General features: G+C 66.0%; 16 protein-coding genes and 2 tRNA genes. 8 read left to right on the plus strand and 10 right to left on the minus strand.

The window, feature by feature from the left end:
- Positions 1 to 200: 200 nt before the first annotated feature.
- From SY91_RS15035 to SY91_RS15045, 3 genes are all read right to left on the minus strand, one after another.
- Positions 201 to 2,183 carry a DNA topoisomerase IV subunit B gene (locus tag SY91_RS15035; protein ID WP_023476762.1) on the minus strand — a complete coding sequence of 661 codons (1,983 nt, stop codon included), beginning with the start codon at positions 2,181 to 2,183 and terminating at the stop codon, positions 201 to 203.
- 220 nt (positions 2,184 to 2,403) lie between these two features.
- Complete coding sequence (locus SY91_RS15040; RefSeq protein ID WP_011545892.1) at positions 2,404 to 4,389, minus strand: ATP-binding cassette domain-containing protein; 1,986 nt, start codon at positions 4,387 to 4,389, stop codon at positions 2,404 to 2,406.
- Positions 4,390 to 4,620: 231 nt separating this feature from the next.
- Positions 4,621 to 5,025: a DUF4399 domain-containing protein gene (locus SY91_RS15045; protein ID WP_043887812.1), complete on the minus strand. Its 405-nt coding sequence runs from the start codon at positions 5,023 to 5,025 to the stop codon at positions 4,621 to 4,623.
- A gap of 198 nt (positions 5,026 to 5,223) precedes the next feature.
- Here SY91_RS15045 and SY91_RS15050 point away from each other — a divergent pair, with 198 nt between their 5' ends.
- Positions 5,224 to 5,406, plus strand: coding sequence for a rubredoxin (locus SY91_RS15050; RefSeq protein WP_006478164.1), 183 nt, complete (start codon positions 5,224 to 5,226; stop codon positions 5,404 to 5,406).
- A 148-nt stretch (positions 5,407 to 5,554) separates the two neighbouring features.
- Positions 5,555 to 5,629: transfer RNA gene (locus SY91_RS15055), tRNA-Arg, on the plus strand.
- A gap of 39 nt (positions 5,630 to 5,668) precedes the next feature.
- On the opposite strand, the gene SY91_RS15060 is transcribed toward SY91_RS15055, so the two are convergent.
- The 4 genes from SY91_RS15060 to SY91_RS15075 are packed head-to-tail and all read right to left on the minus strand — an operon-like array spanning position 5,669 to position 7,693.
- Positions 5,669 to 6,445 carry an O-methyltransferase gene (locus tag SY91_RS15060; protein WP_409557524.1) on the minus strand — a complete coding sequence of 259 codons (777 nt, stop codon included), beginning with the start codon at positions 6,443 to 6,445 and terminating at the stop codon, positions 5,669 to 5,671.
- Between the two features lie 46 nt (positions 6,446 to 6,491).
- Positions 6,492 to 6,788, minus strand: coding sequence for a 4Fe-4S dicluster domain-containing protein (locus SY91_RS15065; protein ID WP_023476767.1), 297 nt, complete (start codon positions 6,786 to 6,788; stop codon positions 6,492 to 6,494).
- A 2-nt stretch (positions 6,789 to 6,790) separates the two neighbouring features.
- The gene (locus tag SY91_RS15070; RefSeq protein ID WP_006478159.1) at positions 6,791 to 7,099 is read right to left on the minus strand and encodes a hypothetical protein; all 309 of its coding nucleotides are present in this window, start codon (positions 7,097 to 7,099) and stop codon (positions 6,791 to 6,793) included.
- Positions 7,100 to 7,111: 12 nt separating this feature from the next.
- Positions 7,112 to 7,693: an RNA polymerase sigma factor gene (locus tag SY91_RS15075; RefSeq protein WP_185920970.1), complete on the minus strand. Its 582-nt coding sequence runs from the start codon at positions 7,691 to 7,693 to the stop codon at positions 7,112 to 7,114.
- 174 nt (positions 7,694 to 7,867) lie between these two features.
- Between SY91_RS15075 and SY91_RS15080 the strand changes: the two genes are divergently transcribed.
- Together SY91_RS15080 and SY91_RS15085 are read left to right on the plus strand one after the other, a co-directional pair.
- Positions 7,868 to 7,944, plus strand: a tRNA-Met gene (locus SY91_RS15080).
- 218 nt (positions 7,945 to 8,162) lie between these two features.
- A complete protein-coding gene (locus SY91_RS15085; RefSeq protein WP_023476769.1) occupies positions 8,163 to 8,495 on the plus strand; it encodes a hypothetical protein in 333 nt (110 codons plus the stop codon).
- A 61-nt stretch (positions 8,496 to 8,556) separates the two neighbouring features.
- Here the strand turns inward: SY91_RS15085 and SY91_RS15090 are convergent, their stop codons facing one another.
- Complete coding sequence (locus SY91_RS15090) at positions 8,557 to 9,297, minus strand: SDR family NAD(P)-dependent oxidoreductase (protein ID WP_023476770.1); 741 nt, start codon at positions 9,295 to 9,297, stop codon at positions 8,557 to 8,559.
- Between the two features lie 115 nt (positions 9,298 to 9,412).
- On the opposite strand from SY91_RS15090, the gene SY91_RS15095 reads away from it, so the two are divergent.
- The gene (locus SY91_RS15095) at positions 9,413 to 10,036 is read left to right on the plus strand and encodes a TetR/AcrR family transcriptional regulator (RefSeq protein WP_023476771.1); all 624 of its coding nucleotides are present in this window, start codon (positions 9,413 to 9,415) and stop codon (positions 10,034 to 10,036) included.
- Positions 10,037 to 10,062: 26 nt separating this feature from the next.
- Here SY91_RS15095 and eco read toward each other — a convergent pair whose 3' ends face one another.
- Positions 10,063 to 10,563, minus strand: a complete 501-nt coding sequence (gene eco, locus SY91_RS15100) for a serine protease inhibitor ecotin (RefSeq protein WP_023476772.1) — start codon at positions 10,561 to 10,563, stop codon at positions 10,063 to 10,065.
- Positions 10,564 to 10,706: 143 nt separating this feature from the next.
- Here eco and SY91_RS15105 point away from each other — a divergent pair, with 143 nt between their 5' ends.
- Complete coding sequence (locus SY91_RS15105; protein WP_006478153.1) at positions 10,707 to 11,033, plus strand: hypothetical protein; 327 nt, start codon at positions 10,707 to 10,709, stop codon at positions 11,031 to 11,033.
- Between the two features lie 199 nt (positions 11,034 to 11,232).
- Here SY91_RS15105 and SY91_RS15110 read toward each other — a convergent pair whose 3' ends face one another.
- Positions 11,233 to 11,595 carry a hypothetical protein gene (locus SY91_RS15110; RefSeq protein WP_012328977.1) on the minus strand — a complete coding sequence of 121 codons (363 nt, stop codon included), beginning with the start codon at positions 11,593 to 11,595 and terminating at the stop codon, positions 11,233 to 11,235.
- A gap of 156 nt (positions 11,596 to 11,751) precedes the next feature.
- On the opposite strand from SY91_RS15110, the gene SY91_RS15115 reads away from it, so the two are divergent.
- Positions 11,752 to 12,132, plus strand: a complete 381-nt coding sequence (locus tag SY91_RS15115) for a DUF5594 family protein (RefSeq protein ID WP_011545918.1) — start codon at positions 11,752 to 11,754, stop codon at positions 12,130 to 12,132.
- Between the two features lie 182 nt (positions 12,133 to 12,314).
- Positions 12,315 to 13,682 (plus strand): MFS transporter, encoded by a 1,368-nt coding sequence (locus SY91_RS15120; RefSeq protein ID WP_023476774.1) that lies wholly within the window; start codon positions 12,315 to 12,317, stop codon positions 13,680 to 13,682.

Raw genomic sequence — 13,682 nt, forward strand, 5'->3', positions numbered from 1 at the left:
GAGGCCGGGCCGGGCGTCATACCCGGCCGCGCGGAAGCGGCGGTGCAGCGTTCGATGTCAAGCGGTGCTGATGCGCCAGCGGATTCTCGTTCGTGGCAAGAAGCAAACCGCAGCGATGCCAGACGCATCGCAAGGATTTGCGACGCCGCCACGGGCGCGAAGGCGCAGCGCATCAGTGCCGATTGGCGTCGAACACTGCACTAAATGTCCGCTTCGACGTCGTTGCCCTTTTCTTCGAGCCAGCCGCGCCGCGCGGCTGCCTCGCCCTTGCCCATCAGCATCGTCATCCGCGCGACCGTCGCCTCGTAGTCGAGCTCGCCGAGCTTCACCGGCATCAGGCGGCGCGTGTCGGGATTCATCGTCGTGTCCCACAGCTGCTCGGCGCTCATTTCGCCGAGGCCCTTGAAGCGACTGATGCTCCATTGCGTGTCGCGCACGCCGTCCTTGCGCAGCTTGTCGAGGATCGCTTCGAGCTCGCCGTCGTCGAGCGCATAGAGCTTCTGCGCGGGCTTCTTGCCGCGCGCGGGCGCGTCGACGCGGAACAGCGGCGGACGCGCGACGAACACGTGGCCGCGCTCGATCAGTTGCGGGAAATGCTTGAAGAACAGCGTGAGCAGCAGCACCTGGATGTGCGAGCCGTCGACGTCCGCGTCCGACAGGATGCAGATCTTGCCGTAGCGCAGGTTCGACAGGTCGACGGTGTCGTCGGGGCTGTGCGGATCGACGCCGATCGCGACCGAGATGTCGTGCACCTCGTTGTTCGCGAACAGGCGGTCGCGCTCGGTTTCCCACGTGTTCAGCACCTTGCCGCGCAGCGGCAGGATCGCCTGGTATTCCTTGTCGCGGCCCATCTTCGCGGAGCCGCCCGCCGAGTCGCCCTCGACCAGGAACAGTTCGTTGCGCGCGATATCTTCCGTCTCGCAATCGGTCAGCTTGCCGGGCAGCACCGCGACGCCCGAGCTCTTGCGCTTCTCGACCTTCTGGCCGGCGCGCGTGCGCGCCTGCGCCTGCTTGATCACGAGTTCGGCAAGCTTCTTGCCGTGCTCGACGTGCTGGTTCAGCCACAGTTCGAGTGCCGGACGCGAGAACGACGACACGAGCTTCACCGCGTCGCGGCTGTTCAGCCGCTCCTTGATCTGTCCCTGGAACTGCGGATCGAGCACCTTTGCGGACAGCACGAACGACACGCGCGCGAACACGTCTTCCGCGAGCAGCTTCACGCCCTTCGGCTGCAGGTTGTGCAACTCGACGAAGCTCTTCACGGCCTGGTAGAGACCGTCGCGCAGGCCCGACTCGTGGGTGCCGCCGGCCGGCGTCGGGATCAGGTTCACGTACGACTCGCGCACGAGCGAGCCTTCCTCGCTCCATGCGACGACCCACGACGCGCCCTCGCCTTCGGCGAAGGTTTCGTCGGTCGAACGCGAATCGGCGAAGCGCTCGCCTTCGAACAGCGGGATCAGCAGCTCGCTGCCGTTCATTTCGTCGAGCAGGTAGCCGCGCAGGCCGTCTTCATACTTCCACGTCTGGCGCTCGCCCGTCTTTTCGTTGACGAGCACGACCTCGACGCCCGGCAGCAGCACGGCCTTCGAGCGCAGCAGACGCTGCAGCTCGCCGAGCGGCAGGTTCGGCGAATCGAAGTACTTCGGATTCGGCCACACCTGCACGCGCGTGCCGGACTTCTTCTCGCCGCGGCCCGCGCCTTGCGTGGACAGCGGCTTCACGACGTCGCCGTCGGCGAAGCCGAGTTCGGCGATCTTGCCGTCGCGCCACACCGTCACGTCGAGACGCGTCGCGAGTGCGTTCGTGACCGACACGCCGACCCCGTGCAGGCCGCCCGAGAACGTATAGGCGCCGCCCGCGGCCTTGTCGAACTTGCCGCCCGCATGCAGGCGCGTGAACACGATCTCGACGACCGGCACGCCTTCTTCGGGGTGCATGCCGAACGGGATGCCGCGGCCGTCGTCTTCGACCGAGACCGACTGGTCAGCGTGCAGCGTGACCGTGATCTGCTTGCCGTAGCCGCCGAGCGCCTCGTCGGACGCGTTGTCGATGACTTCCTGGATGATGTGCAGCGGATTCTCGGTACGGGTGTACATGCCGGGACGCTGCTTGACCGGCTCGAGACCCTTGAGCACCTTGATCGATGCTTCGCTATAGGCCGCGCTGGGTTTCTTCGTTGACATAGGCGCTGAATTTCGTCATTCATCGGGACGTTGTCCACACCTCGTGTGGATAACGTCGTGGACAAAACGTTGAGTTCCGTAAAAAAGCGAATCGAAACAACGGTGTGCTTGGACTGCTCCGAAAGCGGGCGCGCGGCATGTGCGGCGCTGCCCTGGACGCGCGGTATTTTACTGGTTCCGCGTGGCACGCCAATCGCGGGATCGGCGCGCACCGCGCGCGTCACACCGGCTTGCGCTTCGCCTCAAGCGTTTCCCACCGTTCGAGCGCGGCGAGCAATTCGTCGTCGATCGCCGCGAACCGCTCGGTCAGGCGCGTGCCTTCCTGCGGGTCCTTCGCGAAAATCGCGCCATCTTCGAGCTGCGCGTTGATCGTCTTCTGCTCAGCTTCGAGCGCGGCGATCTTCTCAGGCAGCGAATCGAGCTCGCGCTGCTCGTTGAATGACAGCTTCACCGTGCGCTGCGCGTTGCGGCCGGCCGCGCTCTTCGCCGGCTCGTCCTTCGCGGGCGCCGCTTCCTTGACCGCGCGCTTCGCCGCTTCCTGCTGCGCGAGCTGCTCCGAGCGCTCGCTCTGGATCTGCCAGTCGGTGAAGCCGCCGACATATTCGCGCCACTTGCCGTCGCCCTCCGCCGCGATCACCGACGTCACGACGTTGTCGAGGAACGCGCGATCGTGGCTGACCAGCAGCACCGTGCCGTCGTAGTCGGCCAGCAGCTCTTCGAGCAGTTCGAGCGTCGGGATGTCGAGGTCGTTGGTCGGTTCGTCGAGCACCAGCACGTTGGCCGGGCGCGCGAACAGCCGCGCGAGCAGCAGGCGGTTGCGCTCGCCGCCCGACAGCGACTTCACCGGCGAACGCGCGCGCTCCGGCGCGAACAGGAAATCGCCGAGGTAGCTCATCACGTGCTTGCGCACACCGCCGATCTCGACCCATTCGCTTCCCGGGCTGATCGTATCCGCGAGGCTCTTCTCCTGGTCGAGCTGCGCGCGCATCTGGTCGAAATACGCGACCTGCAGGTTCGTGCCGGTGCGCACCGTGCCTTCGTCGGGCTTCAGGTCGCCGAGGATCAGCTTCAGCAACGTGGTCTTGCCGGCGCCGTTCGGGCCGACGAAGCCGATCTTGTCGCCGCGCATGACCGTCGTCGAGAAGCGGTCGACCACCGTGCGGCCGCCGTAGCGCTTCGTCACGTCGGTCAGCTCCGCGACGATCTTGCCCGACTTCTCGCCCTGCGCGACGTCCAGCTTCACGTTGCCCTGCGCATTGCGGCGCTCCGCGCGCTCGTTGCGCATCTGCACGAGCCGCGCGATGCGGCCGACGCTGCGCGTGCGGCGCGCTTCGACGCCCTTGCGGATCCACACTTCTTCCTGCGCGAGCAACTTGTCGAACTTCTCGTTCTCCACCCGCTCGACTTCGAGCTGCTGCGCCTTGCGCGTCTGGTACGCGGAGAAATTGCCCGGATACGACAGCAGCCGACCGCGATCGAGCTCGACGATGCGCGTCGCGACGCGGTCGAGGAACGCGCGATCGTGGGTGATGAACAGCAGGCCCGCGCGCTGCGCGACGAGCAGCTCTTCCAGCCAGCGAATGCCGTCGAAGTCGAGGTGGTTGGTCGGTTCGTCGAGCAGCAGCACGTCGGGCTGCAGCACCAGCGCGCGCGCCAGCGCGACGCGCTTCTGCATCCCGCCCGACAGCGCGTCGACGCTTGCGTCGACGTCCTGCAAGCCGATCTGCGCGAGCGTCATCGACACGCGCGTGCGCCAGTTCCACGCGTCGTGCGCGTCCAGCGAGGACTGCAGCGCGTTCATCCGCGCGAGCAGCGCATCGTGCTCGGCGCCTTCCGGGATCTCCGCGAGGCGGTGCGCGATCGAATCGTATTCTTCGAGCAGTTCGCGCGTGTGCGCGAGCCCCGACGCGACCGCGTCGAACACCGTCGCGCCCGGCTCGAATTCGGGCTCCTGCGGCACGTAGACCGTCACGAGCTCCTGCTGACGCGTGACCAGCCCGTCGTCGGGCTTCGCGAGATCGGCGACGATCTTCAGCAGCGACGACTTGCCCGCGCCGTTGCGGCCGATCAGGCCGACCCGCTCGCCGGCTTCCAGCGAGAAATCCGCGTGATCGAGCAACGCGACGTGACCGAACGCGAGCTGCGCGCCGGTAATGGAATAGAGCGACATGGGGAGACGGCGAAGAGAGAAATCGGAAGCGCCCATTGTACCGGGCGCGCGGGCCGGTATCGGCTTGGCTGGATGGACGAGCGCCGCAGGTTGCGCTTGAGGTGCGTCGGCGCGGTGCCGTGAGCAGGTTGCGGGCGGCTTTTCGCTTTGGATGCCGGCCGTGGTTTACGTGCCCGCGTAAACGGCCGAACGCCGGCCGGATGCCCGCGACCGGCCGATCGGCCGATCCCGTGCGCGGCGCGGCGAGCGCCGGCGCGGGACGTACGGTTACTTCACGTTGATCGTGATCGTCGAACTCAGTTCGGGACCGTACGAACGGTGCGCGCCGTCACCGAGCTGCAGCGTCAGCGTGTGCTGACCGGGCGGCAGCTTCACGTCGGTTTCGGTCTGGGCCTTGCCGAAATGCAGCGAATGGTCGGTCGCCGGGATCACGTCGCCCTTCGGCACCGGCTTGCCGTCGATCAGCAGATGATGGTGACCGGTATCCGGGGTCATGTCGCCGGCCGGCTTGAGCGCCATGCCTTCGAGACCGAACTTCACGTGCACGGGGCTCGACACCGTCGCGCCGTCCTGCGGCTCGACGAAGAACACACGCGCTTCGGCGCGCGCGAGCGTCGATACGGCCATTGCCGCGACACAGACTGCACCCGCGATCCACTTTCTGTTGAGCATCGTTTCCTCCTTCAGATTGACAGGCCCACGAAGCATACACTGCATGTCCGACCGACGCGACGGCGCCGGTTGTTCGCGATGCGTACGTTTAAAACGACGTTGCGCAGGTGTTCGGCGAAATTCCGGTACCATTGCGCCTTTCGTCCGCCGGCCACGCTGCGGACGGCATTGCCGAATTTTCATTATCCCGAGCGCAACATGAGCGAAGTAACCGAATACCAGAGCTGGGTCTGCCTGATTTGCGGGTGGGTCTACAACGAAGCGGAAGGGCTGCCCGACGAGGGTATCCCGGCCGGCACGCGTTTCGCCGACATTCCGGCGGACTGGCGCTGCCCGCTTTGCGACGTGGGCAAGGAAGATTTCGTCGTCGTCGATTTCTGATTTTCTGTTTCGATCGCGGTTGGTCACGCGATACGCGCGTCGGGGGTGCATTCCGCCCCGCCGACGCGCCGCGCGTTTGCTATACTCTGCGCGCTGTCCACACCGCCGTCCGGTTCGCCATCTCTTGCGCGAATGCTCGGATATGGCTCTCCCCGTAGTTCAATGGATAGAACAAGCGCCTCCTAAGCGCTAGATACAGGTTCGATTCCTGTCGGGGAGACCAGCCATGCTCTGTGCCCTCTGGATTCACAACAACTCCCGCTCAAGCAACGACGACCGTAAGCTCAACCCCCGACTCAAAATCCAGCGTCGTGGTCGAAAACCGCGGCTCCTCGTCGAGGTATTGCTTGTACGGTCGAACGGCGTCCTCGGCCGTGTACATGTTGTCGGCCAGCACGACCGATCCCGGCCGTAGCAGGCGCTCGATCTGCTTGAACAGCTTCAGATAGGCGTCGGCCCATACGTCGATAAACACCATGTCGACCGTACCGTCCAGCGCGGCAACCGTCTCGAACACATCGCCCTCCCGCACGTCGACATAAGCATCCAGACCCGCAGCTTCGACATGAGCCCGCAACCGCGCGCACTTGAGCGCATCGCATTCGGTCGCGATGGCCACCCCACGGCCCAGCGTGCGCAACGCATCGGCGAAATACAGTGTCGACACGCCGCACGAACTGCCGAGTTCAAGGATTCTGGCCGGCCGTTGCGCGAGCACCATATTGCGCAAGAACCTTCCCGTTTCCGCCGACACGGCCAACGATAAAGCACTGCCTGCCGACAACTCGAAATCTTCGGTGAACAAGCCGAACGTTTCGAGAAAACGCCCTCGCAGCCGAGGGGCGAGTGTTTCGTATTCGTCGACGAGCGTGGGAAACGCCTCGTTCGGCCCTTGGAACTGCGCGCGTGCGCGGGCGATGATTTCGCGCTGGCTCTCTTCATGAAGCCGTTGCAAAAGAGCGTGGGTGTTAGAAACCAAGTGCTTTCCTTGACGAGATTGATCACGTAGACGGCGTATCCAGCGACCGCTATCCGCCATCAGACCTGCGGCGCCGCCGCTCCATCATCAGCAAACACGGGCAACGCTATGCCCTTCGTGCAAGCGTGATCGCGCGTTCAGGGCACGCCGTCACGCAAAGCCCGAATGACCGGCAGGCTTGCTCATTCGGCGTGTACGCGACTTTCATTCCATGCACGCGCAGCTTCAAGCGATGCATCAAACCGAGCTCGAGATAATCGCCCTGATCGATGCGCCGGACCTCGAACACGTTCTCCGGGCAAACGGTGACGCAATCGCCCTTCCCTTCACAACGTTTCAGATCGACGACAGGCGCAATCACGCCCGCCTTCTGCTTGCAGTCGGCCGCTGATTTCTCGCGCATGCTCACTCCTCCGCGGCCCGCTTGCCGCGCGATCGCCATGCGGCCCGAAACTGCTCGCGTTCTTCAGGCGTCATGGCTTCCCACTTGCGCCAATGACGCCGACCATGCCAACCACGGTGTCCGCGGAATCCGCCGAACAGGATGCGGCTCAACACGAGCAGGCCCAGCGCATGGGCGAAGTCGATCGTCCGGGCACCGACGAATAACCCCGGAATCACCCAGTTCCACAGCATCATGACGACCCATCCGAGCACGCCGATGGCGACCACCACCAGCAGCGCTTTGCCTGCACATCTGATTCGAAAATTCATCCGTCGACTCCTCTAGTTATCCAGTTCGTCATAAATGGGTTGCAGTCGAGCACGCAGATGCAGGACCGCGTAGCGTTTGCGCGCGAGCAGCGTGTTGAGCGTGACGCCGCTCTGCGCGGCCATCTTCTTGAAGGACAGCCCCTCCAGTTCGTGCGCGATGAAAACCTCGCGCTGATTCGCCGGCAATTCGTCGAGCGCATCCTGCAACGCCTTGAGCAACAGCGTGCGAGCGTAGAGCGCCTCGGGGCCGGCATCGTGCGACGGTAGTGCAAGATCCAGGCGATACTCACTGTCCGCTTCGTCGTCGGCATCGAGCAGATCGGTCAGCGGCTGCTCCTTCTTCTTGCGAAAACGATCGATGATGCGGTTGCGCGCGGCACGGAACAGCCACGCGCTCGCCTGTTCGATCGGCGCAGGCAGGCGATAAGCCTGTACGAATTCGTGAAGCACATCCTGCAGAACGTCCTCGGCGTCGTCCGGGTCGCGGATCCGGCGCCGAATGAAGTTCCCTAGCCTCGTTCGTTCACGCATCACTGTCGCAGTGATGTCGCGGTCTGAGTCGGTCATCGTTTGCGAAGTGGGTGGCGGTTCCATGCGTCTGAAGACGTTTCAGGCGCGCGAATATTGTGGCGAGTGTGAAAAATTTGCGGCCGTACGCATCGGCTTCACTGCGCGGCAGTCGTTTCAAGGAACAGGCCCGATATGGGATCAACCCGTCGTCGCAGGAATCGATTGACTCCCCGCATCAACCCGAAGTACACTTCGCGCCGCGGGGTGGAGCAGTCTGGCAGCTCGTCGGGCTCATAACCCGAAGGTCGTAGGTTCAAATCCTACCCCCGCAACCAAATGCCGAAGCCCGCTTTGCGAAAGCAAGCGGGCTTTTTGCTGTTCGGCGGTCCGGGGATGTTGCTTGCGCGTGCAGCACGACACACGAAGAGGTGCGCAATCGGGCGTTCACCACAACATGCGACACGCGACCGCACCTCGTCCATTCACCGCAGCCATGCAGCGAACATTGCGTAGAATTCCGAATCTTCTTCGGTTCAGCACACGGACTTCTCGAATGATTCGAACGATCGCGGCACTCGCCGCGCTTTCGGCGACGACCGCCACGGCAAATGCCGCCGACACCGGCGCGGCCTCTGCGGAACAGCGCTACGTCAGCCCGGGCATCGCCAACGTCACAGCTTCAGCAGCCCCGCGCCCGGAAACCACCTCTTCCGACGCCCGCTGCCGGGAACTGGCCGCCGGCATCGACGCGGTCACGCACTCGCCCGACCGCGGCCAGAAGGTCGTGCGCGGGATGGGCCCGAACGGCAAACCGCGCAACGAACTACGCGCCTACGACAAACGGGCCGATCTGGAAGCCGAGCACCAGCGCCTCGGCTGCCCATAACGAACAACGACGAACAAAGAACGCACCGTCACCCCGGCGAACTCACGCCGGGCATCGGCGTTTACGCGTTCGCCCCGCCGTCGATCGTCAACCCGGTCCCGTTGATCGACCGCCCTTCCGGCCCGACGACGAACGCCACGAGCGCGGCCACGTCGTCGGCCTTGCCGTACTGCTGAATCGCCATCCGCGAACGTTGCGCATCGGCATGCGCACCATCGGCAGGGTTCATGTCGGTATCGGTCGACCCCGGATGCACGATGTTGACCGTGATGCCGCGCGCGCCGAGATCGCGCGCGAGCCCCTGCGTCCAGCCGATCAACGCGGCCTTGCTCGCCGCATAGAGGCTCATCCCCGCATCGGGCACGCGCGTCGCGAGGCAACTGCCGGTCGACACGATGCGCCCGCCCTCCCCGAGGTGCCGCGCCGCCGCCTGCGACGCGACGATCACCGCACGCACGTTCACGTTCAGAGTCGCATCGATATCGTCGAGCGTGAGGTCCTCCAGCGCGCCGGCGCGGAAAATCCCCGCGTTGTTGACGAGGATGTCGAGACCGCCGAGCACTTCCGCGGCACGATCGACCGCGTTGCGCACGGCAGCCGGATCGGCGCTGTCGGCCTGGATCGCAACGGCTCTGCGGCCCAGCGCCTCGATGCCGGCAACCACGGCCTGCGCCCGCTCGGCCGATTTTTCATACGTGATCGCGACGTCCGCGCCATCGGACGCCAGCCGTTTCGCGATCGCCGCGCCGATGCCGCGGCTGCCGCCCGTGATGAGTGCACGCTTGCCCTGAAGTCGATTCATGTCGGTTCCTTTCCTCATTTATGTAACGACCAACACAGAATGTGGCAAGTTGCGCCGCACAGTCAATTGATTTATTTTATCGATCGATACAGATATCGACGAAGGGACGGACGCAATGGCTGAACGAGGCCGACCGAGAAGCTTCGACAAGGAAGCGGCGCTGGATCGCGCGATGGAGGTGTTCTGGCGTCTCGGCTACGAAGGGGCGTCGATGACGGACCTGACGGCCGCGATGGGCATCGCGTCGCCGAGCCTGTATGCGGCCTTCGGCAGCAAGGAAGCGTTGTTCCGGCAAGCGCTCGAGCATTACCGCGCAACCGAGGGACAGGAAATCTGGGGGGGTGTCGAACGGGCGGCGAGCGCGTACGACGCCGTGCAGAGCTACCTGATGGATACCGCACGCGTGTTCACGCGGCGCTCGAAGCCGGCCGGCTGCCTGATCGTGCTGTCGGCGCTGCATCCGGCCGAACGTTCGGACATGGTCCGGCAAACGCTGATCGGGATGCGCGAGGGCACGGTCGACGCGTTGCGGGAACGCCTCGCGCAAGGCGTCGCGACCGGCGAAATATCCGCGCACGCGAATCTCGATGCGATCGCCCGCTACTACGTGACGGTTCAGCAGGGCATGTCGATCCAGGCGCGCGACGGCGCGAGCCGCCGCGATCTGGAGGCCATCGTGCAGGCCGCGCTGGCCGCCTGGCCGGCGCTCGTCGGTACGAGCAGCGCGGCCAGTGTGTAGCGGCAGGACGCCGCCGAAAGGAAAGGTTACTGCTTCGCAGCCTGCTGCACGTCCTTCGACGCGTGCCACACGCGATAACGCACGTCGAAGCCGTCCGGTACATAGACGACGAGCGGCAGGCGGCTGTTGTAGCGCAGCAGTTGACCGTCGCCGCGCACCTGCACGAACCGTTGCTGCGGCGCCTGGCCCGGGCACGCCATCAGCGTCGATGCCGGCCCCTTTACGTCGGTGAGCCGGTAATACGTATAGCCCCAGCCCTTCACGTCCTCGGCGGTCAGCTCGCCGCCGAACCACTGCTGGTTGCAGTCGGTCTGCAGCGTCTTGCCGATCATCAGCTCGACGCGCGCATCGCCCTCGTTCTCGAGCGCGGGCAGCGCGATCACGACGCGCTGCTGGCCGGCCGCGGCCTGCGGGAACATCTTGATCGACTCGGCCGGCACGGCGGGTGCGGAGGCCGGCGCGGCCACGCATGCGGCGGCCGTCGTCACGCAGAAGGCAGCCAGCGCGGCCCGGATCGCGAATGTCATCGATGTGCTCCTGAAAAACAAATGAGCCCCGGATGCTAACACTTTCGTCGCAAGACCTTACGAGGCTGTAATTTGGCGACACAATTGCAAACAGCCGGCAATCCCCGGGCGCGGTACTTATAGCGCAACCAACGGAGAACATCATGCTGAAGCTCATTGCTGCCGCCGGCGTCGCCACCCTGCTGGCCGGCTGCGTCGTCGCCCCGGACGCCGGATACGGCTACGGCCAGCCCTACTATTCCGATCCCGGCTACGCGTACGCCCCGTCTCCCGTGTACGGCACGGTCAACATCTGGGGCGGTGGCGGCGGACGCGACTGGGATCGCGGCCGGCGCGACTACCATCACTGGGACGGCGATCGCGGCAACCGCGGCAACGGCTGGTGGCGCGGCGGCGGACGCCGCGGCGACTGGAACGAAGGCGGCGGCGGCGGACACGGTCGCGGCGACGGCGGCGGCCACCGCCACTGACGCGCAATTGCAACCGTTTGTATCCGCGCACGGCCCGCCGATGCGCTGGCGGCGTATCGCTCCGCCCCACGAACGACCACACAAAAAGACAAAGGCCCTCGCATCGAGCGAGGGCCTTTCGTCGTTCGGCCCGGCGAAGCAAACGTCGACCGCTGCTGGCCGAGCGGCCCGGAATCCGCTCGCGCCACGCGTGCTTGAATTACCAGCCGGCCGGCCGCGCGTACCCGCCCTGCACCGGCGCTCCGCACACATACGCACGCTGGTAGCGGTCGTAGCAATAGTTCGGGCCGTCATCCTGGTACTGCGCCTGCTGATAGGTCGGGTAGGCCGGCTGCTGGTACGCGGGCGCCTGGTAGTACGTCGGCGGCTGATAGGCCGGCGCCTGGTACACGGGTGCCTGATACGCGACGGGCGGATTCATCGCCGACGTCACGATCGCGCCCAGCACCGCGCCGCCGATCAATGCGCCGATCACGGCGCCGCCGTCGCGGCCATGCGCGGACGCCGGGCCCGCGACCGCGAGCGAACCGGCAAGGACACACACTGCGGCAATCTTTTTCATGATGGACTCCGACGCGAAGTGGTACTGGATGGGATGCATTGTGGCGGTGCGCGGCCGTAATAGATGCAGCAAGTGGTAACGCGCGATTACCGGTATCGCTCGCGCCGAAACGCGTCGTCGCCGTGCTACGATTTTCGGCACACAGGAGACGCCTTCATGCAGCCCGAAACCGCCCGCCGTTTCGATACCGAATTCGCACCGCGCATCGCGCAGGCGATCGCCGCGTTCTTCGCGGAACACGTGCAGACCGACGTCGTCCCCTATGGCGGGCACGGACATCCGACGCGCGTCCAGATCCGCAGCGCGCCACACGAGCACGTGAGCGGCTTCGTGCATCCGCTGAATCTCGAGCTGACGTGGGACACCGACGAGATCGAGCGGCTGATGGAACCGGACGGCCGGGAGCGCTTCGAGCACTATCTCGCCGCGCTGCCGAGAAAGCTCGGCGCATGGCAAAGCGCGCGCGACATCGATCTCGCGTCGCGTACGCAGGCCGAGCCGCTCGTGCGGCTCGGCGGTCTCGACTTCGAAGGCTGAATGCGCGCGCCAGCCGGCCACTGCGCGGCTTGGCGGCGCGCGATGCGGCGCGGTGATACACTCGACCGGCCCCGCGCCGGTGCAGCCGCGCCGGCCGGGCCGTTCATCGCCGCCACCCTTGCACATGGTTGCGCACGCAACCTGCAACCGGGCGCGCGGACAACCCTGCTCTCGCTCCCGTCATGAACGCCGATACCGGCCTGCCGCTTCCGCAACGCTACTGGGCGATCGTCTGCGTCGCCCTGGGCATCACGCTCGCCGTGCTCGACGGCGCCATCGCCAACGTCGCCTTGCCGACCATCGCGCGCGATCTGCACGCGTCCGACGCCGCGTCGATCTGGATCGTCAACGCGTACCAGCTCGCGGTCACGATCACGCTGCTGCCGCTCGCGTCGCTCGGCGAACGCATCGGTTATCGCCGCATCTACATCGCCGGGCTCGCGCTGTTCACCGCGGCGTCGCTCGGCTGCGCGCTCGCCGGCTCGCTGCCGATGCTGGCCGTGATGCGCGTGATCCAGGGGTTTGGCGCGGCCGGCATCATGAGCGTCAACGCGGCGCTCGTGCGGATGATCTACCCGTCGTCGTTGCTCGGACGCGGGCTGTCGATCAACGCGATGGTGGTCGCGCTGTCGTCGGCGATCGGGCCGACGGTCGCGTCCGCGATCCTGTCGTTCGCGTCGTGGCCGTGGCTGTTCGCGGTCAACGTGCCGATCGGGATCGCGGCCGTGCTCGGCAGCCTGCGGGCGCTGCCGGCCAACCCGCTGCACGACGCGCCGTACGACTTCCCGAGCGCGCTGATGAACGCGTGCGTGTTCGGCCTCTTGATCACGGCCGTCGACGGGCTCGGTCACGGCGAAAGTCATGGGTACGTCGCGGCCGAACTGGCCGTCGCGTTCGTGGTCGGCTACTTCTTCGTGAAGCGTCAGTTGTCGCAGCCGGCGCCGCTCCTGCCCGTCGACCTGATGCGCATCCCGATGTTCGCGCTGTCGGTCTACACGTCGACCGCGTCGTTCACGTCGCAGATGCTCGCGTTCGTCGCGCTGCCGTTCTGGCTGCAGAATTCGCTCGGTTTCTCGCAAGTCGAGACGGGCCTTTACATGACGCCTTGGCCGCTCGTGATCGTGTTCGCCGCGCCGCTCGCGGGCGTGCTGTCGGACCGCTATTCGGCCGGGATTCTCGGCGGGATCGGGCTCGCGCTGTTCGCCGCCGGGCTGCTGTCGCTCGCGACGATCGGCGCGCATCCGGGCACGGTCGACATCGTGTGGCGGATGGCGCTGTGCGGCGCGGGCTTCGGGCTGTTCCAGTCGCCGAATAACCGCGCGATGCTGTCGTCGGCGCCGCGCGAGCGCAGCGGCGGCGCCGGCGGCATGTTGAGCACCGCGCGCCTGACGGGCCAGACGCTCGGCGCGGCGCTCGTCGCGCTGATTTTCGGGCTCGCGCCCGACCGCGGGCCGACGATCGCGCTCTATGTCGCCACGGTGTTCGCGGCGGTCGCCGCGGTCGTCAGCCTGCTGCGCATCGCGTCGCCGCGGCCGGACTCGGCGGCCTGA

It is taken from the genome of Burkholderia cenocepacia, from assembly GCF_014211915.1.
In the GTDB taxonomy this organism is placed as follows: Bacteria; Pseudomonadota; Gammaproteobacteria; order Burkholderiales; family Burkholderiaceae; genus Burkholderia; species Burkholderia orbicola.

Bases quoted from the DNA above. Each gene is read 5' to 3' on its own strand.
- SY91_RS15060 (WP_409557524.1), bottom strand. From the start codon at position 6,445: ATGGCGGATAGCGGTCGCTGGATACGCCGTCTACGTGATCAATCTCGT.
- SY91_RS15045 (WP_043887812.1), bottom strand. From the start codon at position 5,025: ATGCTCAACAGAAAGTGGATCGCGGGTGCAGTCTGTGTCGCGGCAATG.
- SY91_RS15075 (WP_185920970.1), bottom strand. From the start codon at position 7,693: ATGGAACCGCCACCCACTTCGCAAACGATGACCGACTCAGACCGCGAC.
- SY91_RS15105 (WP_006478153.1), top strand. From the start codon at position 10,707: ATGCTGAAGCTCATTGCTGCCGCCGGCGTCGCCACCCTGCTGGCCGGC.
- eco (WP_023476772.1), bottom strand. From the start codon at position 10,563: ATGACATTCGCGATCCGGGCCGCGCTGGCTGCCTTCTGCGTGACGACG.
- SY91_RS15090 (WP_023476770.1), bottom strand. From the start codon at position 9,297: ATGAATCGACTTCAGGGCAAGCGTGCACTCATCACGGGCGGCAGCCGC.
- SY91_RS15110 (WP_012328977.1), bottom strand. From the start codon at position 11,595: ATGAAAAAGATTGCCGCAGTGTGTGTCCTTGCCGGTTCGCTCGCGGTC.
- SY91_RS15120 (WP_023476774.1), top strand. From the start codon at position 12,315: ATGAACGCCGATACCGGCCTGCCGCTTCCGCAACGCTACTGGGCGATC.
- SY91_RS15050 (WP_006478164.1), top strand. From the start codon at position 5,224: ATGAGCGAAGTAACCGAATACCAGAGCTGGGTCTGCCTGATTTGCGGG.
- SY91_RS15035 (WP_023476762.1), bottom strand. From the start codon at position 2,183: ATGTCAACGAAGAAACCCAGCGCGGCCTATAGCGAAGCATCGATCAAG.
- SY91_RS15115 (WP_011545918.1), top strand. From the start codon at position 11,752: ATGCAGCCCGAAACCGCCCGCCGTTTCGATACCGAATTCGCACCGCGC.
- SY91_RS15095 (WP_023476771.1), top strand. From the start codon at position 9,413: ATGGCTGAACGAGGCCGACCGAGAAGCTTCGACAAGGAAGCGGCGCTG.
- SY91_RS15085 (WP_023476769.1), top strand. From the start codon at position 8,163: ATGATTCGAACGATCGCGGCACTCGCCGCGCTTTCGGCGACGACCGCC.
- SY91_RS15040 (WP_011545892.1), bottom strand. From the start codon at position 4,389: ATGGGCGCTTCCGATTTCTCTCTTCGCCGTCTCCCCATGTCGCTCTAT.
- SY91_RS15065 (WP_023476767.1), bottom strand. From the start codon at position 6,788: ATGCGCGAGAAATCAGCGGCCGACTGCAAGCAGAAGGCGGGCGTGATT.
- SY91_RS15070 (WP_006478159.1), bottom strand. From the start codon at position 7,099: ATGAATTTTCGAATCAGATGTGCAGGCAAAGCGCTGCTGGTGGTGGTC.